The sequence below is a fragment of the Zhenhengia yiwuensis genome, from assembly GCF_014384995.1.
Taxonomy (GTDB): Bacteria; Bacillota; Clostridia; order Lachnospirales; family Cellulosilyticaceae; genus Zhenhengia; species Zhenhengia yiwuensis.
On record NZ_JACRSY010000014.1, the window covers coordinates 75514 to 94231 of the forward strand.

Sequence of the window (18718 nt, forward strand, 5' to 3'; positions counted from 1 at the left end):
TTATTTTATTAAAAACCAGCCTTTTCGTTCCTTAATCGCTCTAACTTTTCTATTCTGTCCATAATAGCTTGTTTCTTACGTTTAATAGACTCTGGATTTTGATTATAAGGAGAATTTTTAAACTGAATATCTAGCGTGTTCAGTAATGCTCTTTGTACTTTAAGCTCTTGTTTAATAAGTTTAAGTTCTTCTTTAATGTCCTTCTCCATGTCACACTCCTTATCTAGAAGTAGTCATATAAGGCTACCTCACTTCTAGTTGCTTTAAATAACTCCATAATATGTTCTTTATTCTGATACCATTCCACTGCCTCTACTTTATCTATGTCTTTAAGTGTCTTAAATCCAATTATAAGTTGCATTAATTCTCTTACATCTATTTTAAAATCAGGCTTTTCCTGTACTTGCTGCACCTCTACCTGATTTGCCTTAATAGTTACCTTGAAATAGCCATTGTTCCATTCACAAATATCATCTTCTACCTGTATTATAAAAGTACCTTCTTTTATAAAATTGTAGCATTCTAGGGCCTTAACTACATTAACAATTCTCCCCATCATATAGCTTATAAGCTTTGCTTCACATCTTGGATTAGGTAAGACATCTAAAATTAGATCATGTTCTTTAGCTTCTATACTCACTGTAGTAACCTGCGCATTATGAACATAAATGTAGTTAAAGAAGCTTCTTAAAGCTTTCATACTCGTATACTGCATCTCTACAACTTCCAATTGAAGTTTTTCATGAACAATTTTATAAATCATATAGCCTTCTACTTGGCCTTGGTCATTTCTATAAAGAACAGTGTAATGGTCTAATTTTTTACTTGTACGCTTACCCCATTGCACATCATCACGTATACAAGAACCATTTAGTTGCTTAATGTAAGCTTCATAAAAATCTTTAAGCTCTTGCTCATTCTTTGCTGTTACATAAGAAATATGTCCTTCATTTTTAAAACGTTTTAATCTGTCAACCTCGAAGACATATTGCATGTTATTATAACACCATTTCCACCCTAACTTCTGATAAAATTCATATGAAAATGGAGCAAGCATTGAAAAAACGGCACCTTTTTCATACATGACTTTAAGGCCTTCTTGAATGAGCCTACTACATACGCCCCCACTTCTATACGTACTGGCTGTTGTTACACCTCCAACACCTGCCATAGAAACTGGTTTTCCTTCTATATAAATAGTCTTATATGGTATAGTAATGCAACTTGCTAATACTTCTTCATCTAATAATCCAAGAATAGTCTCTCTATCTGGAGTTGATAGAAGCCAATCTAATCTAAAATCTTCTTCTGTGCACATTTTGAAGCAATAACACATTAAGTCTATAAAACGTTTTTCATATAACTCCTTTTCTTTATTTAGCTCTACTAATCTCATTTTTTTGCTCCTTTTACCTTAAAATACTTTCTCTCTCTTCATTTTATTTTACTTGTTCCTTATTTTTTTTGCAAAACTTAATTATTTTGGCTTTGAACAAGCAACATTGGAAACATCTTGAAATATTATTAATATATACCATAAAAAAGGAGTTGTTTATTCATGCCACGTATTCCTCAAATAGGTTATAAATTTCCTCAACTTCGTGGAATGAGTAGTAATAATAAGTGGACAGTTGTTTGTAATGCCCCTACATCCTATCTTAAACATACTAGTTTATTAAGGGGCCCGGATGAAATCCTTCATCAAAATGATATTCAAATCGTACAGCTCCCTAGTCGAACCACAGATACTACTCTTTATATTATAGATCCTAGTGAAATTCTCAGAGCTATCATTCATGATGATATCTCTTCTCCATTAACTGCTTCCCACGTTGTGACTATTGTAGATTCTCTTAAAAAAGGTTATAGGCCTGAAATTCAAAGTGTTTCCAACCAACCTACTAACCCAGCCTGTCCTAATATCCAAAAAGTAGTAGGTGAATATGTTCTTGGCGACCCTCAAAATGTAGACCCATTTCTTTTAGACTTTGTTATTTATGCTTTTGCACTTATTCAGCCTGATGGGTCGCTAGATGTATATTCTAGAAGATATCTTCAGGAACTTGCTAACCTTAGATTTTCAGACCCTAATCTTAAAGTTATATTAGGTATTGGTGGCTGGGGTAATGATGGCTTCTCTGACGCCGCTCTTACACCACAGTCTCGCTACAATTTTGCTAGAGAAGTTAGAAGCTGGGTAGATGAATATGACTTAGATGGGGTAGATATTGACTGGGAGTATCCTGGTAGTAGTGCCGCTGGTATTACTTCAAGACCTCAAGATAGAGAAAACTTTACACTCTTACTCCAAGCATTACGTGATGTATTAGGTTCCGATGCCTGGATTAGTGTAGCTGGCACTGGGGATGCATCTTATATTCGTAATGTAGATATTGCAGGTATTGCCCCTATTATTAACTATTTCAATATTATGGCCTATGACTTTACAGCTGGTGTAACAGGCGCCCAAGGTGCAAGACATCATTCTAATCTTTTTCCATCAGACCTTGCCTTTAACAATATAAGTGCTGATTTATATGTTCAAAATCTTATTAATGCTGGTATGCCTCCAGAACAGCTTCTACTTGGTCTTCCTCTTTACGGCAGAAATGGTGCCACAATTACAAGGACCTTCGATGAAATCCGTAGGTCTTACCTTAACACAAATGGTTATACTGTAAGATGGGATAATGTTGCTAAAGCTCCTTATATCGTTGACCAATTCGGAAACTTCTTCCTTGCCTTTGATAACGGCCTTTCTATTTACTTCAAAGGCCAATATGTTGCTGATAATTGTTTAGGTGGCCTTTTTACATGGCAAACCAATATGGACCAGGCAAATATATTAGCTAATGATATGTATCTTGCTATTAATGACCCAAGAACATTAGAAGAAATCCTTGCACAAGAATATTTAGGTTAAGAAAGAAGCTATATCTATTGAAAACATTATTCAATAAAGTAGCCATGCAGCTTCTGAAACAAAAATAGCGTTAGTAAACTTGTATCTGAATTTGAACATTTTAAAAGATCATGATATAAAAAAGGTTGATGTAAACATTATTTACATCAACCTTTTTATTTATAAATTATTTAACATCTGCACCATGAACCATTTCACCAAGTGGTCCCACTGCTACTAAGTTACCCTCATCATCTGATGCACAAAGTACCATACCTTCTGAAAGAATACCACGAAGTTTAACTGGTTTAAGGTTAGTTACTACAACTACCTTTTTACCTACAAATTCTTCTGGAGCATAGTATTTAGCAATACCTGATACGATTTGTCTTACTTCATCACCAATTCTAATTTTAGAAACAAGTAATTTATCTGCTTTTGGTACGCGTTCACATTCAATTACTTCACCAATTTTAAGTTCAACTTTTGCAAAGTCATCAATTGTAATTTCTTCTTTAGCTGGTTTAGCAGGTTTTTCTTCTACTTTTGGAGCTACTGCAGCTTTTGCTGCTTCCATAGCTGTTTCAAGTTCTGCTAACTCTTTATCTTTATCAATACGAGGGAACATATTTGTGCCTTTTTTAGCATGAACAGAATTTGGCATTGTACCCCATGTATGGATTGTCTCCCAAGCTGTAAGTTCCCCACGACTTAAGCCAATTTGTTCCCAGATAAGCTCTGGTGTACGAGGCATAAATGGTTCAATCATAATACTTACAATACGTAATCCTTCTGCTAATGTATAAAGTACACCTGCAAGTTTTGGTTTGTTTGCTTCATCTTTTGCAAGTACCCATGGCATTGTTTCATCAATGTATTTGTTGAATCTTCTAATCATTACCCAGATATCTTCAAGGGCATTGTTAAAGAAGAGTTTTTCCATATTTTCTTCCATTTTTTGTGTTTGAATACGGACAACTTCTTGTACATCTGCATCAAACTCATTACCTTCATGTACTTCTGGAAGTACGCCTCCTTCAAAGTATTTTTCAATCATAGCAACTGTACGTGATGTAAGGTTACCAAGATCATTAGCAAGGTCTGAGTTGATACGTGAAATAAGTGCTTCATTTGTAAAGTTACCGTCTTGTCCGAATGCAATTTCACGAAGAAGGAAGTAACGGATTGCATCACTACCATAGCGACTTACAAGTGCACTAGGATCTACTACGTTACCTTTAGATTTACTCATTTTACCACCATCGATTACAAGCCATCCGTGACCAAATACTTGTTTTGGAAGTGGAAGGTCAAGCGCCATAAGGATAGCTGGCCAAATGATTGTATGGAAACGGATAATCTCTTTACCTACAAGGTGCACATCTGCTGGCCAGAACTTATTGTAAAGCTCATCATTGTCACTACCATAACCAAGTGCTGAGATGTAGTTTGATAAAGCATCAAGCCATACATATACTACGTGATCTGTGTCAAACTCTACTGGAATACCCCATTTAAATGATGTACGAGATACACAAAGATCTTCAAGACCTGGACGAAGGAAGTTATTCAGCATTTCGTTTTGTCTTGTTTGTGGTTGGATAAATTCTGGGTGATCTTCAATGTGCTTAATAATACGATCTTGGTATTTTGAAAGCTTGAAGAAATAAGATTCTTCTTTTACTTTCTCAACTGGTCTACCACAGTCTGGGCATTTGCCATCTACAAGTTGATGTTCTGTGAAGAATGTCTCACATGGTGTACAGTACATACCTTCATATTCACTCTTATAGATATCACCTTTATCATAAAGTGCCTTAAAGATTTTTTGTACAGTAGCTTTATGGTCTTGATCTGTTGTACGGATAAATTTATCATAGCTAATGTCCATTGTTTTCCAAAGGTCTTTGATCCAATCTACAATGCCATCTACGAATGCTTGAGGTGTTACACCTTCTTCTGCCGCACGGCGTTCAATCTTTTGACCATGTTCATCTGTTCCTGTAAGGAACATTACATCATATCCACGAAGTCTTTTATATCTTGACATGGCATCTGCTGCCACAGTTGTATACGAATGTCCGATGTGAAGCTTATTACTTGGATAGTAAATAGGGGTTGTAATATAAAAAGTTGGTTTGCTCATTACTTACCCGCCTCCTTTGTTTTGTTTTCATTATCTCTTATAGTATTATAGATACAATTGTATCTGTTTACAACACCACTACAGAAAATATTACCTACATTTACTATAGTGTGACTAAATTTTTCAGGTTTCATACTTCTAACTATAAATTATAGACTTTCATTTTTTCAAGAAACTTTTTATAAAGAATAAGCATGTCTGGCTCATTGTCTACATACTTATCTAATTCCTCTATAGCAATCCATTTAACACCACTATTTTCATCTGGTTTAACTCTAAGTAATTCTTCTTCATCTACCTCTACAAGGTATGCAATAGATAAGTGTAAATGAGCTGATACATACACACCTTTTTTAATATGCGCTGGTACAGGTAGTACATCTAAAGAAAGTATCCCTTCTGATAGAACTTTTACCTCTTGAACGCCAGTCTCTTCCTTCGCTTCTCTGATGGCTACACCTAAAAAATCTGTTTCTCCATCTGTATGACCACCAGTCCATGACCATGCATTGTAAATATTATGATGAATCATTAGTACTTTGTCTCTTGTTTTATTAACAATAAATCCTGAACTTGAAAAATGTGCTACTGGATTTTCTCTTGTAAGCAAATTATCATATGCATCCATACAAGTTAAAATTAAAGCTTTATCTTTTTCTTCTTGTTCATTATAAGGCTTGTACTGTCTTATTTCTTGCATCCACTTTTCCATGTTTTTACTCCTAAGTGCCATTTTCTTTTTATTGTACCACAGCTTCTTCAGGCCTATAAAATATTTTTCTTATAGGTAAAATAGAATATTTTTGCACCATTGTATAATTTATTTTATAGTTATTATTCACAATTCTTATCCTATTTTCAAAAAATATATTGCAATTGGTTTTTGTCTTATGCTAAACTTCACATTAATCAAATGAACGTACAAACGCCTTGAAAAGGAGAGTAAGTTTAGGATGTCTCTTACCAGAGAGCTTCGGTAGCTGAAAAGAAGCAGAGAATAATAAACTGAATATGGCCTTGGAGTGGTGCACCGACTGCCCTTATAGGGTTTAGGCTGCAACAGGATTCGCCTGTTATAGCGATAGAGTATACTCATCTTATTAGGTGACGTACTTGAAGAGATCTATTTCGTGAGGAATAGATGAATTAGAGTGGTACCACGGTGTATATATACCCCGTCTCTATAGCATTAAAAAGCTATAGAGACGGGGTTTTTTGATTGCCTTAAAAAACTTATAGGGAGGCCTAGAAAATGATTGAAATTAAAAACGTTAGTAAAACATTCAAAAGTAAAGAAGCTCATGTAGATGCATTAAAAAATGTAACACTTACAATAGATAAAGGTGATATCTTCGGTATTATCGGTTATAGCGGTGCTGGCAAGAGTACACTGCTCCGCTGTATTAATGGACTTGAAGTGCCAACTTCTGGTGAAGTACTTCTCCTGGGCCAGGACATTACACAGCTTAAAGAAAAAGAACTTCGCCATATACGTAAAAAAATTGGCATGATTTTTCAACACTTTAACTTAATGCATAGCAAAACAGTTTTTGAAAACATTGCGTATCCACTTAAAAGTCAAAAGCTTGGTAAATCAACTATAGTCAATAGAGTTAAAGACCTCCTTAGGCTTGTAGACCTAGAAGATAAAGTAAATAGCTATCCTTCACAACTAAGTGGTGGTCAAAAGCAAAGAGTAGCTATCGCCCGTGCCTTAGCTACTAACCCAGAAATTCTACTCTGTGATGAGGCTACTTCTGCACTCGACCCACAGACTACACAGTCTATCCTAGCTCTACTTAAAAAAATCAATAAAGAGTTAGGTATTACTATTGTACTTATTACACACCAGATGGAAGTGATTAAAGAAATCTGTAACAAAATTGCCGTTATGGAACATGGCTGTGTTCTGGAAGTTGGCCAGCTTATTGATGTGTATACCCAACCACAAAGTCAAATCACTCAAGATTTTCTGGCAAAAGATATGCACTTTGAACGTTTAAGCCTACCTCATGAAGGTGAAATAGCTAAGATGCTTCACTTAAAATATATAGGAGGTTCTACAGGTTCACCTTTAATCTCTGCTTTATCTCAACACTTTAAAGTAACTGCTAATATTACCTTCGGTAATATTGAGAAACTGCAAGATATCTTAGTTGGGAACCTCGTTATTGATTTACATGGTAGTGAAGAAGAAGTACAAAAAGCGCTTGATTATATTAGACAACATATTGAAGTGGAGGTTATAGATGATGAACGCATTATTACAAGAACTAGTGCCTAATGTTATAGAGTATTTCCCGGAAATGATTAAAGCCCTCAACGAAACTTTTGTTACTGTGGGGATCTCTGGTCTTATCGCTTCTCTTATCGGTATTCCTTTAGGACTTATCCTTCTCATTACAAGTCCTAAACATATTTTGGAGAACAAAGTAGTATACAGCATACTTTCTAAAGTGATTAATGTCTTTAGATCCATTCCTTTTGTTATTTTGATTGCTGCTATCGTACCTTTTACACGCTTTGTAGTCGGCACAACTATCGGTGTCAAAGGGGCACTTGTTCCTCTTATTGTAGGGGTTACACCTTTTATTGCAAGACAGGTTGAAGTAGCACTTCAAAAAGTAGATAAAGGTGTACTTGAAGCTGCAAAAGCTATGGGGAGTAGTCCTTTAGAGATTATCTTTAAAGTTATTATTCCTGAAGGCCTTCCCAACATCGTGCATGCTGTAACTATTTCACTTATCAGTCTTATTGGCTTCTCTGCAATGGCTGGTAGCGTTGGTGGTGGTGGTCTTGGAAACTTCGCTATCCAATATGGTTATCAATACTTCAAAACAGACATTATGGTTGTGACTGTTATCCTCTTACTTATTATCGTTACCCTTGTGCAAAGCATTGGAGATTACATCTCAAGGAAGCTTACACATTAAATTAAATTAAATTAGATTATTTATAGATTGAAAGGATGATGAACAATGAAATTTAAAAAATTAGCTCTTTTAACTTTAAGCCTTGTGGCTGCAACTTCTATTTTTACAGGATGTGGTTCTAGTGAAGATGTCTCTTCAGATACTACTAAAATAAAACTCGGTGTAAATGGTACAGACTTTAGAATCTGGGATTATATCCAAGAAGAACTTGCTAAAGAAAATATTGAACTCGAAGTGATTAGCTTTGCTGATTACATTCAGCCAAATATGGCTTTAGACCAAGGTGAAATTGACATTAACTCTTTCCAAACTAACATCTACTTTGAACAGTTCAAAGAAGAACATAAATTAGACCTTACAGCACTCGGCAACACTGTATTTGCACCAATGGGCATCTATTCTGACAAACTTGAAAATGCGACTGACATTGCAGAAGGTGGGCTTGTAGCTATTCCAAACGACCTTACAAATGGTGGCCGTGCACTTCTTCTCCTCGAAGAAGCTGGTCTTATTGAAGTAGATGATGCAGCTGGTCTCATCCCTACATTAAAAGATGTAACAGCCAATCCAAAGAATCTTAAAATTCAAGATATGGCTGCTAACCAAATTCCACGTTCACTTCCAGATTTAGATTTAGCGCTCATCAACAATGGGGTAGCTGTTGACGCTGGATTTAAACCACTTGAAGACTCTATTTATATAGAAGATCCTGAATCAGAAAACGCTTTCAACTACTATAATATCTTTGCTGTTAGAACAAGTGATAAAGATAATGCAGCACTTAAACGTTTAGTAGAGATTTATCAAACAGACGAAGTAAAAGCACTTATTGATGAAGTTTATGATGGAGCAATGCTTCCAGTATTTTAAAATACTTGTATGGGTATACAGAGTGTGTATATAACTTGTTAGGGAATAATTTGTCTTTATAAATATAAATGAATAAAATACTTACGGAGGTAACGAAAATGATTGCTAGGGAAATAATTTTAGATACAGTTGCTGCAATTAATGAGCGTTTAGTAGAGATTAGCCATGCTATTCATGCTAGACCTGAAATAAGTAATGAAGAAGAGTTTGCGTGTGAAATACTCTCTAAAGAATTACAATCACATGGGTTTGATGTAATAACAGATATTGCTGGTCATAGAACGGGATTTATCGCTACCAAATCTAGTAGTAAAGCGGGGGCTACTATTGGATTTCTAGCCGAATATGATGCACTCCCTGGCCTTGGGCATGCATGTGGTCATAACATTATTGGTGTAACAAGCATTGGGGCCGCTATTGCACTAAGTAAAGTTATTGATGATATTGGAGGTACTATTAAAGTATTTGGCACACCTGCTGAAGAAGGTGGCGTAAATGGAAGTGCTAAAGCAAGCTATGTAAAAGCTGGCTTATTTGAAGGAACAGATGTAGCTATGATGATCCATCCAGGTTCTCACAATCAAAAAACACCATCTTCTCTTGCTATTGCACCTATGGACTTTGAATTCTTTGGTAAGCCTGCCCATGCGGCTAGCTGCCCTGAAGATGGTATTAATGCTTTAGACGCTTTACTGCTCTTTTACAATGGTATTGCTGCTTTAAGACAACAACTTACATCTGATGTACGTATTCATGGGGTTATTTTAGATGGCGGTCAGGCAGCTAATATTATTCCTGACTATACTAGAGCACGTTTTTATCTTAGAGCTGCTACAAGTGAAGGTTTACAAGAAGTTATTAGAAAGGTTAAAAGTATTGCAGAAGGTAGCGCACTTTCTACAGGCTGTACTACTAAATACACCCATATTCAACACGTATTAGATAACCTTTCTCCAAATGCTATATTAGATGATATTTTTGCAACTACGCTTGAAGAATTAGGTGAAACAGTTTCTACTGTAGACCGCGCAATGGGTTCTACAGATGCAGGCAATGTTAGCCATGCTATACCAACTATTCACCCTACTCTTAGTATTTCAGATACGCCAATTCCTGCTCATACAGTAGAATTTGCATCAGCTTGTATCTCACCTAAAGCAGATGCTTCTATCAGCCTTGGAGCTAAAACACTTGCTTTAACAGGGCTTAAGGTATTAACTGATAGTGCATTACTTGAAAATATTAAACGTACCTTTACTGCTTAATATTTTTCTTTAATATAGAAAAACACCTTAAAGTAGACTTCAAACCTACTTTAAGGTGTTTTTTCATGCTTTATTTTATAGAATGCCCTACTTCACCTTGTAACTTCTTATAAACATAGAAAGGAATTCCTACTAACATAAGAATAAATATCCACATAGCACTTTCTGAGCCTGCACCATAGATGATGTAAATTGCATAACCAAAAGCAATTAATGAAAGGAACCCATGCTTAAGGAAACTTAATAAGGTTAATTTGTGTTCCTTTCTAAATGTAAGTATGATCTCTGCACATGCTGTTAAGGCATAAGCTGGAATGAAGGATAATGTTGCTAAGTTAATCATAAAGTCAAAAGCTTCTGTTAGGTTAGATACATAGTTTAAAAGTAATAATGCATTTGTACATAAACTTGTGATGACTAATGCTACAACTGGTGTATTGTATTTTGGATGTACTTTTGCAAAGAATTTAGGGAAAAGCCCATCTTCACCTGCTGCATAAGCAAGTCTTGCAGTTGTGAGTACCCATCCACTTAATGCACCTGCAGCGGCAATAACAATACCACCAGAAATAAAGTAACCACCCCATGTAGCACCTGTTACATAATTCATAATATCCGCTAGAGGTGCTTGTGTAGTTGCTAACATATTCTGTGGCATACTTCCCATTGCAAGAACAGATAAGAAAATATAAATGAGTACAGCTAACCCCGTTCCAATAACTGTACTTCTTTTAATATTTTTCTCTGGATTTTTAATTTCTCCCCCTGATATAGTCGCACTTTCAAGTCCTACAAATGACCATAGTGTAATAGCAATAGCTGCTGGAAGTGCCCCTAAGCTGTTTGCCTCTTCAGATACAGAGGTTGTAAGATTTGCTGCATCAAATCCAATGCATGCAATAACCATAAAAACTAAAATAACACCTATTTTAATTACTGTTGTAATAATGCTTACATAGCCTGCATTTTTTACACCTTTATAATTAATATAAGTAAATATCCATAATAATAAGGAAGAAACAGCGAAAGCTAAAATACCGTTTGTCCCAAGTGCTGGGAAGAATGTAGTCAGATAGCGTATAACTGCTGTAATAATAGCTGCATTTCCGATCCAAGATCCTAACCAGAATGTCCATGATACAAGAAATGCCATAAACTCACCGAAAGCTTTATGGGTATAAACAATAGGCCCCCCTGTTGCAGGATATTTTGTCCCAAGGTTAGCAAAAGATAGGGCTAATAAAATAGATCCTAGGCCGGTAATTACCCATGCTAAGACAGTAACTATTGGATTTGCCACTTGAGCGAGACTCTGCGGCGATGTGAAAATTCCTGAACCAATCATGTTTCCTACAACAATGGACGTTGCAGCGGCAAGACCCAGTTCACGCTTTAAATGTGTTTTGTTTTTCATGATGTCTCCTTAAGTTGCTAAAATAAACTTTTATCCCTATTATGTGTAAATCCTTTCATTATATAAGTTACTAAGTGCATAGACTAATTCTAAAAATTAGATTATACTTTTCATAAAGTTTATCTAATTTTTAGGAGGTTATACACATGGGATTATTTGGTGGTAGTAAGACAGATAATACATCTCAATTTGAGCGATACCTTATAGAAGGTGAGGTTATTGAGGCTGTTTATCGTCTTGTATTAGATGAAATTTGTTTTACTAACAAACGTATCATCTTTATTGATAAAGAAGCTTTGTCTACAAAAAAACAACTCATTTCACTTCCTTACCATTCCATCTACTATTTCGGGGTCGAAAAAGGTGGAGTTTTCGAATTTGATAACGAAATTAAATTATACACTAAAGGAACACATTTTTCTATTGAATTTAGTAGAGGAACAGATATTTTAGAAGTTGAAAAATTACTAGCCTCCTACATTTGCAAGTAATTATACTTTTTCTGTCATATTTATTAATAAAATTAAAAAGGTAGTAACTAGCCTTAAAAGCTAGTACTACCTTTTTTATCTCTTATTATGTATGAAATTAAATAGTGTGTGCTTCATCCACAACTTTCTGTAATGCCTCTAAAGCATCAGCTGGAAGTTTATCAAAGCCACCTTTTTCTGTATCACGAGATTTGATGAAATCTACGCGATCTTGCATACGTTTTTGTAATTGTTCAACGTAATTTTCATCTTCAAGGTTTGGTATGAAACCTTCAAGTTCCATAATTTCAATATCAGAGAATGGTCCCCATGGCTTAAATGTAGCTCTTCCTTCTACTACTGCTTCAAGTGCACCAAGTGTATCTTTTGGTGTTACTTTTTTACCCATAAAGTCCCCTGTATTTACGATATAGCAATCTACGTTTCTTTCAGCAACTAATGCTTTGAACTTTTCGTAGTCATTTACAAGTGGGTATGTTCTAAATGGGTTAGCATATGGCTCAACAACTAACGCATTAGGGTCAACCCCTGGAGCAAGTCTTTCTGCACTTGAACGTTTTGTAGCAAGTGTAGCACCCATTACAGAAGCAAGTTCTGCTCCACTTAATTTAACGATTGGTGGAATTGTAGGGTCCTTCATAATCCAGAAGATTGCATTAACTGGTTCTTCAAATTTATTTACACGATTTGGTGACCAAAGAATAGATTTAACAGCACGACCATTACCATTACGAACATCTTCTGTGACTGGTACAATCTTACCATCTTCATCTACTGTAGCACCACAGTTTTGCATTGTAACAAGGTATTTATTATCTTCACATGTAAGTGGATAATCTTGAGTTTTATCAAAATATGCTGGTTCAAGAGCTACTGATGAGCCATTTTCTGTTGAAATAACAAAAGCATCATCATGAAGTACTGTAATATCGTATTTACCACCATGGCGAGCATGTGTAAGAGTTGATTTACCTGAACCTGAAAGTCCGAATACACCAGCAACGAATGATTTACCTTCACCAAGGTTATAACGTTTTTGTCCACCATGGCATGAAGCATATCCATGACGGTTCGCCATAGCCCACGCAAGGGTTAATGTACCTTTTTTATGTTCTCCAAAGTATCTCATACCTAAGATAGCAGCACAGTTATGTTCTGGATCAAAGAATGTAAGACCCATTGGATGATCTGGATGTGACCAGTCTGGATCTGAGAATATATAAAGATCTCCTTCTGGATACTCTTTAGATTCTGCATACATTTTAGCTACTTCTTCATTAATAGCTTGGAAATTCAATAACCAAGAGTACATAATATTTTCTTGAGTTTCTGGGATACAAAGATGCGCTTTTACTGAGAAGTCTTTATCAAGGCCTACGATTGCTTGTGCATGATACAGTTTTTTAGTACGAGCTTTGTAAATTGCTTCGCTAATTTTAAGAGCATATTCACCTTGATTTACACCAGGTTCTCCCATAATTTTACGAGCTGCTGCTGCGCGCCCACTTACTGCACCGTCATTGAAGAGAAGAATTTTTGTATCATCATCTAAACCAAGTAAATCTGGTCTATAAACAGGAATATCTGTCACGATTGTTCCCGGAGCATTTTTTGCAAGTTTGTAAGCTTCCTTTAATGAAGTTACAGGTGTTACATTATTACCATAAAATGCTGTTTCAATTGTTGTACGAATTTGTCCAAAGATAGGGTTATTCGCACCAATTTCTGTTCTTGGAAATCTAGATTTTGTTGCCATTATGAAATCCTCCTTCGTTTATAAAAAATAATTGTACGCCTATTTAGGAATAATCTTCAAAATAAAATCCTTTCCCAAATCTAATTATCTAATTTGTTACAATATTTGTCAACACAAATTTCAGACATTAATAATAAATTATCAACTTTTATACTAGTTTATCCAATAAATAAAGAGTAGCCTAATGACTACTCCTCTCCCTTAATACATTTATCTATAATGTGCTCTGCTAACCTTTTATGGTAAGTAGCTTGCTCTATTAAAGTACATACTAACAACATAGCCCCTACCTTTTCATCGTGTATTTGCATTTTTTCCATTTCTTCATTGACCATTTCTATACGCTTTTCAATTCCAAAATTGAAATAAGATAACTCCTTATCTCGGCATGCTAAATATGCCTCATAAAAATTTGCTAATTTATGACTATCTAAGTTCTCATCTATTTTTAAGGATGAAAATAAATCTTTTATGTCTCCAATGCTAATAATACCTTTAAGATGGTAAAGAAGAATCATAAGAATAATATGATCTTTAGTATATTTCTTTTTATGTGCAGGCATTAATACCTTATCTTTTGTGTAATTGTTAATCATTGTTTTAGTCAAAAGCTTGTCCCCCTCATAACGCTTTGTATGACTAAGCTTGCTTTCAAACAATGTAATAAGCTGATCCATATATAAATCAAGGTCTGGAATATCTCCAAGTCCTATATATTCTTCAAGGCCTAATTTAGCAACTTCTTCTTCTAACCATTTACTCTCCATGTCCGTAGCCTCCTTGTGTTTCTTGATTTTATCATACCTAATCCCTTTTATAAAATCAAGCCAAATTATTATAGAAACTATATTGACTACAATATGTATATTATGATATATTTTAGTTATAATATTAAGTAGTATTTAAAACTACTTGTCAAGGTTAGGGGATGTTTCAATGAATCAATACATTAGAGAACCTATTAACGCTTATACTCATCTTATAGGTGCCGGTCTTTCTTTTATCGGTACTATATTATTACTTATATATGGTGGCAAAGGTTCGCCACTTACTACAACAGCTATCGTGTCTATTACTATTTTTGGTTTAAGCCTTGTAGCACTTTATACAGCTAGTGGCATTTACCATGCAGTTAGAGCTAATCAAGCTGTTTTACTTAAACTTAAGAAATTAGATCATTCTATGATTTTTATACTTATTGCAGGGTCTTATACACCATTTTGCTTACTTGCTCTTACAGGTGCATGGCAAATTAGTATTATTACCATAATCTGGTCTCTTGCTATTATAGGTATTACCCTTAAAGTTTTCTGGATTAATATGCCTAGATGGATTTCAACAGGTTTTTATATTGGCATGGGCTGGGTTGCTGTTCTTGCATTAAGTCCACTTTCTAAAGCCCTTAATACAGGTGGTCTTACATGGTTAGCATTAGGCGGTATCATGTATACTATTGGTGGTATTATCTATGGTCTAAAAAAGCCAAATATCTCTAAAATATTTGGCTTTCATGAATTATTCCATATTTTTGTTATGCTAGGCAGTGCATGCCACTACTGGTGTGTTTTTAATTATGTACTTTAAACTAAGATAGGATACCTATATAAGGTATCCTATTTTTAATTCCTATTGATTAGCAAGCTTCTTATAAGTATTAGCCATTGTCACTTGCATATAAGGTATAAGCCAAAAGTACCCTATTCCAAAAGTTAATGTTGCTAATATTCCCCATCCTATAAATGATAGCTGCAAAATGAAAAGATCCATTTTATGCCCTTGAGTCATACGTTTACTTTCATTCATAGCTTCTCGTACAGTTATTTCAGGATGATCAGCTAAAATATAGAAGCTCATACAATAACTATAAGATTTAATAATACCAGGAATGATAAATAACAGTGTCCATAAAAAAACCCATAGTAATTGCCAAAAGAAAAGTCCTATTGATTTACCAAAGTTTTTAAAGCCACTGAAAGCATCCTCTATTCCTAGAGGTTCTCTTTGAATAACTTTAAAACATATAATAATATAACTCAAAGTACAAGCTCCACTTATTATGTAATTACCTAAAAAACCAATATAGGGAATAAACTGTATTCCTATAAGCAAAATTGTAATAACAAGAAAAAGGCCTCCTACTATTCCCCAACGTCCTTTTAACTGCTCCTTACTTGCGGCTTTAACTTCTTCCCTTGTAAACATTCTATCTCCTCCTTAATTTTATTAATCCCTATTAAACTTATTAAGAAGCAATAAAAAATATACCTAATTTATACATAAAAATAGCCTATAAGCATATGCTTATAGGCTTATTATTTCATTATTTACGAATAACGTTAGCAGCTTGAGGTCCTCTGTTGCCTTCAACGATATCGAATTCAACTGTTTGACCTTCTTCTAATGTTTTGAATCCTTCTGATTGGATAGCTGTGAAATGTACGAATACGTCATCTCCATCTTCTCTTTCAATGAATCCAAAACCTTTTTCTGCGTTAAACCATTTAACTTTACCTACCATGTGCTAGGCCTCCTTATTTTAAAAAAAAGTTACTGCTAAAACACTGTACTACAAAACGCTTTCGGTCCAGTGTTTTATAGAACATGCGGCCTACCATCGTTTAATTCCAATATTTTAACTTACATGATTAGGATAACACATGTATAATAAATAATCAAGGAATTTGTCTTCATTTTTTTGTACAATTTGACTCAAATATAGTCAATTTAAGTGAAATTATTATTCGTATTTTTTTATTAAACTACTTTTTAAAACTTTGAAAATACTTCTATACTTTCCTCAATAGGCATGCCTTTTTCATTAATTGTAAAGAGATATAGTATACTCTCATCTAACCAAAAATTCAAAGTTAGTTTTTCACTTTGCTCTTCTTTTTGCCTAGATAGCATGAGTCTGTTAGGTGCTATTACTTTATAAGTTTGTTGATCCCATAATACATCCATGTAGGTATCATTAAATAAATCTTCTTCAAAACTTAATACTCTTTCATCTTGAGATCGCCACTTACCTTGAAGTAATTCTTTAGCTTGCCTATTAGAATCTGGTAGTGGTGAATCTATAAATTCGGCTGTCTTTCCTATAATAATACTTTGTATTTTATTGTTATTACCTATTACATAGATAATAAAATCTGTTGCAACACCATAATGACTTTCCCTACCATAAGAAATCTTAACTGTGTGTTCACCCTTATTAATCCACTCTTTTGGATAAATCTCTTCGATCTTATCTACGGAATCTCCCACTTCAATTGAATCTACTTCATAGTTTTTACGGTTAATGAGTAAGGCTAAAATTTCATTATTGTCTCCGTATTTTACTTCTATACCTTTTTGTTCTAATTCTTTAGGAAGTTCTTCTTCATAAGATTTTCCTATATAAGCTTGAATATCAATTTTACGTTCTCTCTCTCTAAGCATGCTTACTCCTAGTATACTTCCTAAACCTACTATACTGATTACAACGTATACCCCATACTTTTTCATCCTCTGTCCCTCCTAAAATTAGGTTGTATCAGTATAGCATAGCTGTAAATTTTTTACAATTATTTCCTGTCGACTATCTTTGTCTATTTATGATTTAAAAAGTCTAATAGGATAGTGTTAAATAGTTGTGATTTATTATAGGGAATATCATGCCCATGTTTTTCTAATATCTGAATCTTACAATACTCTGGATTAAGCTTTTGAAGCAGCTTAACTGAAGCATGTATCTCCTCATTCTCTTTGCTTCCTGCTAAAACTAACATAGGAATCTTTAAGTCTCTATATTCATTGTAATCTTCAATGTTAACACCTTGCTTCACCATAGCAATAAGATTCTCTTTTGTTGTATTTTTACAATAAGTAATAAAACGCTCTTTATCATTCTGATTCATTCCTACCATCTGAGCTTGTAACTTAGCAACCCACTTTATATGCATTAAACTTCCCATTTGATTCATACTCTCTACGACTGATTTAAGTGCTTTTTCACTTTTACATACCCATGGACTTATTAAAATAGCCTTATCAAAATAAGCTTCTCCTTTACAAAGTATAGGAATAATAAGCTGTGCTCCTATAGAGAAACCAACAATCGTTATCTTGTCTTTTCCAAGAGACTTTATAATATCTAACACACCTTCTACACACTTATCTAATGTATAATCTTTACTAGCTTCTTCTCCATTACCATATAAATGTGGTAATACTAGATGATACTCTGTAGCTAAACTATATTGTCTTGAAAATCCTAATGGAAGACCTGCCCCATGTAGCATAATAATAGTATGATTCTTTCTATCACCCATTTCATCAAAATACATATCCTATCCTCATTCCTTTTACTAATGTCCTGAAATTCTTTTTATTATGATACACTATTTTAAAATACAAAAAAAGTGCAAGATTACATCTTGCACTTTGGTAGTGGAGGGAGAAGGATTCGAACCTTCGAAGGCGGTGCCAACAGATTTACAGTCTGCCCCCTTTGGCCACTCGGGAACCCCTCCATAAATTTGGCAACCACCTACTCTCCCAGGCCGTCTCCAGCCAAGTACCATCGGCCGCTTTAGTCTTAACCTACGTGTTCGGTATGGGAACGGGTGTTTCCCTAAAGCGCATCGTCACCAAAAATATTTGAGTATTTAATTAGTATTCCTAAAAGTATAATACTTATACTCTCAAAAACAAATACTGCAACAAGTTAACCTTGTTTTTAGGTCAAACCCTCGAACCGTTAGTATTGGTCAGCTACACATGTTACCATGCTTACACCTCCAACCTATCTACCTCGTAGTCTACAAGGGGTCTTACTCCTTTCGGATGGGAAGTCTTATCTTGAGGTCTGTTTCACGCTTAGATGCCTTCAGCGTTTATCAGTTCCAGACTTGGCTACTCTGCTATAGGCTTGGCAGCCTAACAGATGCACCAGCGGTCCGT

18 protein-coding genes, 1 tRNA gene, 2 rRNA genes and 1 other annotated feature are annotated in these 18718 nt (G+C 34.8%); of the genes, 7 read left to right on the top strand and 14 right to left on the bottom strand.

The features are described 5' to 3' along the window. Positions 1-8: 8 nt before the first annotated feature. On the bottom strand, positions 9-209 hold the full coding sequence (locus tag H8718_RS10165; RefSeq protein WP_177671709.1) for a hypothetical protein: 201 nt from the start codon (positions 207-209) through the stop codon (positions 9-11). Between the two features lie 14 nt (positions 210-223). Further along, entirely contained in the window at positions 224-1396 is a 1173-nt protein-coding gene (locus tag H8718_RS10170) for a GNAT family N-acetyltransferase (RefSeq protein WP_177671708.1), read from the bottom strand. A gap of 162 nt (positions 1397-1558) precedes the next feature. On the opposite strand from H8718_RS10170, the gene H8718_RS10175 reads away from it, so the two are divergent. Continuing rightward, the gene (locus H8718_RS10175) at positions 1559-2923 is read left to right on the top strand and encodes a glycoside hydrolase family 18 protein (protein WP_249332791.1); all 1365 of its coding nucleotides are present in this window, start codon (positions 1559-1561) and stop codon (positions 2921-2923) included. Between the two features lie 166 nt (positions 2924-3089). On the opposite strand, the gene metG is transcribed toward H8718_RS10175, so the two are convergent. Together metG and H8718_RS10185 are read right to left on the bottom strand one after the other, a co-directional pair. Then, positions 3090-5048: a methionine--tRNA ligase gene (metG, locus tag H8718_RS10180; RefSeq protein WP_249332792.1), complete on the bottom strand. Its 1959-nt coding sequence runs from the start codon at positions 5046-5048 to the stop codon at positions 3090-3092. Between the two features lie 142 nt (positions 5049-5190). Further along, the gene (locus H8718_RS10185) at positions 5191-5760 is read right to left on the bottom strand and encodes an NUDIX hydrolase (protein WP_249332793.1); all 570 of its coding nucleotides are present in this window, start codon (positions 5758-5760) and stop codon (positions 5191-5193) included. A 209-nt stretch (positions 5761-5969) separates the two neighbouring features. Continuing rightward, positions 5970-6234, top strand: a binding site (T-box leader). Between the two features lie 66 nt (positions 6235-6300). On the opposite strand from H8718_RS10185, the gene H8718_RS10190 reads away from it, so the two are divergent. The 4 genes from H8718_RS10190 to H8718_RS10205 all read left to right on the top strand — a co-directional run bounded on the left by H8718_RS10190 (position 6301) and on the right by H8718_RS10205 (position 10116). Then, entirely contained in the window at positions 6301-7332 is a 1032-nt protein-coding gene (locus H8718_RS10190) for a methionine ABC transporter ATP-binding protein (protein ID WP_249332794.1), read from the top strand. Further along, positions 7298-7981, top strand: coding sequence for a methionine ABC transporter permease (locus H8718_RS10195; RefSeq protein WP_330597641.1), 684 nt, complete (start codon positions 7298-7300; stop codon positions 7979-7981). Before H8718_RS10190 ends, H8718_RS10195 begins: the two co-directional genes overlap by 35 nt. Before the next feature lie 45 nt (positions 7982-8026). Beyond that, positions 8027-8851 carry a MetQ/NlpA family ABC transporter substrate-binding protein gene (locus H8718_RS10200; protein ID WP_249332795.1) on the top strand — a complete coding sequence of 275 codons (825 nt, stop codon included), beginning with the start codon at positions 8027-8029 and terminating at the stop codon, positions 8849-8851. A gap of 98 nt (positions 8852-8949) precedes the next feature. Continuing rightward, the gene (locus tag H8718_RS10205) at positions 8950-10116 is read left to right on the top strand and encodes a M20 family metallopeptidase (RefSeq protein ID WP_177671702.1); all 1167 of its coding nucleotides are present in this window, start codon (positions 8950-8952) and stop codon (positions 10114-10116) included. A gap of 70 nt (positions 10117-10186) precedes the next feature. On the opposite strand, the gene H8718_RS10210 is transcribed toward H8718_RS10205, so the two are convergent. After that, positions 10187-11530 carry an amino acid permease gene (locus H8718_RS10210; RefSeq protein ID WP_177671701.1) on the bottom strand — a complete coding sequence of 448 codons (1344 nt, stop codon included), beginning with the start codon at positions 11528-11530 and terminating at the stop codon, positions 10187-10189. Positions 11531-11676: 146 nt separating this feature from the next. Here H8718_RS10210 and H8718_RS10215 point away from each other — a divergent pair, with 146 nt between their 5' ends. Further along, a complete protein-coding gene (locus H8718_RS10215) occupies positions 11677-12021 on the top strand; it encodes a PH domain-containing protein (RefSeq protein ID WP_249332796.1) in 345 nt (114 codons plus the stop codon). A gap of 97 nt (positions 12022-12118) precedes the next feature. Here H8718_RS10215 and H8718_RS10220 read toward each other — a convergent pair whose 3' ends face one another. Continuing rightward, complete coding sequence (locus H8718_RS10220; protein ID WP_177671699.1) at positions 12119-13777, bottom strand: phosphoenolpyruvate carboxykinase (ATP); 1659 nt, start codon at positions 13775-13777, stop codon at positions 12119-12121. 188 nt (positions 13778-13965) lie between these two features. After that, positions 13966-14544 carry a DUF1836 domain-containing protein gene (locus H8718_RS10225; protein WP_177671698.1) on the bottom strand — a complete coding sequence of 193 codons (579 nt, stop codon included), beginning with the start codon at positions 14542-14544 and terminating at the stop codon, positions 13966-13968. Positions 14545-14713: 169 nt separating this feature from the next. On the opposite strand from H8718_RS10225, the gene trhA reads away from it, so the two are divergent. Further along, the gene (trhA, locus tag H8718_RS10230; protein ID WP_249332797.1) at positions 14714-15361 is read left to right on the top strand and encodes a PAQR family membrane homeostasis protein TrhA; all 648 of its coding nucleotides are present in this window, start codon (positions 14714-14716) and stop codon (positions 15359-15361) included. 42 nt (positions 15362-15403) lie between these two features. On the opposite strand, the gene H8718_RS10235 is transcribed toward trhA, so the two are convergent. The 7 genes from H8718_RS10235 to H8718_RS10265 form a co-directional block, all read right to left on the bottom strand. Continuing rightward, positions 15404-15979, bottom strand: coding sequence for a DUF975 family protein (locus H8718_RS10235; protein ID WP_177671696.1), 576 nt, complete (start codon positions 15977-15979; stop codon positions 15404-15406). Positions 15980-16097: 118 nt separating this feature from the next. After that, a complete protein-coding gene (locus H8718_RS10240) occupies positions 16098-16295 on the bottom strand; it encodes a cold shock domain-containing protein (RefSeq protein ID WP_177671695.1) in 198 nt (65 codons plus the stop codon). Between the two features lie 248 nt (positions 16296-16543). Continuing rightward, positions 16544-17281, bottom strand: coding sequence for a hypothetical protein (locus H8718_RS10245; RefSeq protein ID WP_249332798.1), 738 nt, complete (start codon positions 17279-17281; stop codon positions 16544-16546). 83 nt (positions 17282-17364) lie between these two features. Next, the gene (locus H8718_RS10250; protein ID WP_177671693.1) at positions 17365-18102 is read right to left on the bottom strand and encodes an alpha/beta fold hydrolase; all 738 of its coding nucleotides are present in this window, start codon (positions 18100-18102) and stop codon (positions 17365-17367) included. Positions 18103-18206: 104 nt separating this feature from the next. Further along, positions 18207-18288 (bottom strand) — tRNA-Tyr (locus tag H8718_RS10255). A gap of 4 nt (positions 18289-18292) precedes the next feature. Then, positions 18293-18410, bottom strand: a 5S ribosomal RNA gene (gene rrf / locus H8718_RS10260). 85 nt (positions 18411-18495) lie between these two features. Next, positions 18496-18718: ribosomal RNA gene (locus tag H8718_RS10265) — 23S ribosomal RNA — on the bottom strand; the annotation flags it as partial.

Coding starts and splice junctions, on each gene's coding strand:
- H8718_RS10165 (WP_177671709.1), bottom strand. CDS start 209: ATGGAGAAGGACATTAAAGAAGAACTTAAACTTATTAAACAAGAGCTT.
- H8718_RS10170 (WP_177671708.1), bottom strand. CDS start 1,396: ATGAGATTAGTAGAGCTAAATAAAGAAAAGGAGTTATATGAAAAACGT.
- H8718_RS10175 (WP_249332791.1), top strand. CDS start 1,559: ATGCCACGTATTCCTCAAATAGGTTATAAATTTCCTCAACTTCGTGGA.
- metG (WP_249332792.1), bottom strand. CDS start 5,048: ATGAGCAAACCAACTTTTTATATTACAACCCCTATTTACTATCCAAGT.
- H8718_RS10185 (WP_249332793.1), bottom strand. CDS start 5,760: ATGGAAAAGTGGATGCAAGAAATAAGACAGTACAAGCCTTATAATGAA.
- H8718_RS10190 (WP_249332794.1), top strand. CDS start 6,301: ATGATTGAAATTAAAAACGTTAGTAAAACATTCAAAAGTAAAGAAGCT.
- H8718_RS10195 (WP_330597641.1), top strand. CDS start 7,298: ATGATGAACGCATTATTACAAGAACTAGTGCCTAATGTTATAGAGTAT.
- H8718_RS10200 (WP_249332795.1), top strand. CDS start 8,027: ATGAAATTTAAAAAATTAGCTCTTTTAACTTTAAGCCTTGTGGCTGCA.
- H8718_RS10205 (WP_177671702.1), top strand. CDS start 8,950: ATGATTGCTAGGGAAATAATTTTAGATACAGTTGCTGCAATTAATGAG.
- H8718_RS10210 (WP_177671701.1), bottom strand. CDS start 11,530: ATGAAAAACAAAACACATTTAAAGCGTGAACTGGGTCTTGCCGCTGCA.
- H8718_RS10215 (WP_249332796.1), top strand. CDS start 11,677: ATGGGATTATTTGGTGGTAGTAAGACAGATAATACATCTCAATTTGAG.
- H8718_RS10220 (WP_177671699.1), bottom strand. CDS start 13,777: ATGGCAACAAAATCTAGATTTCCAAGAACAGAAATTGGTGCGAATAAC.
- H8718_RS10225 (WP_177671698.1), bottom strand. CDS start 14,544: ATGGAGAGTAAATGGTTAGAAGAAGAAGTTGCTAAATTAGGCCTTGAA.
- trhA (WP_249332797.1), top strand. CDS start 14,714: ATGAATCAATACATTAGAGAACCTATTAACGCTTATACTCATCTTATA.
- H8718_RS10235 (WP_177671696.1), bottom strand. CDS start 15,979: ATGTTTACAAGGGAAGAAGTTAAAGCCGCAAGTAAGGAGCAGTTAAAA.
- H8718_RS10240 (WP_177671695.1), bottom strand. CDS start 16,295: ATGGTAGGTAAAGTTAAATGGTTTAACGCAGAAAAAGGTTTTGGATTC.
- H8718_RS10245 (WP_249332798.1), bottom strand. CDS start 17,281: ATGAAAAAGTATGGGGTATACGTTGTAATCAGTATAGTAGGTTTAGGA.
- H8718_RS10250 (WP_177671693.1), bottom strand. CDS start 18,102: ATGTATTTTGATGAAATGGGTGATAGAAAGAATCATACTATTATTATG.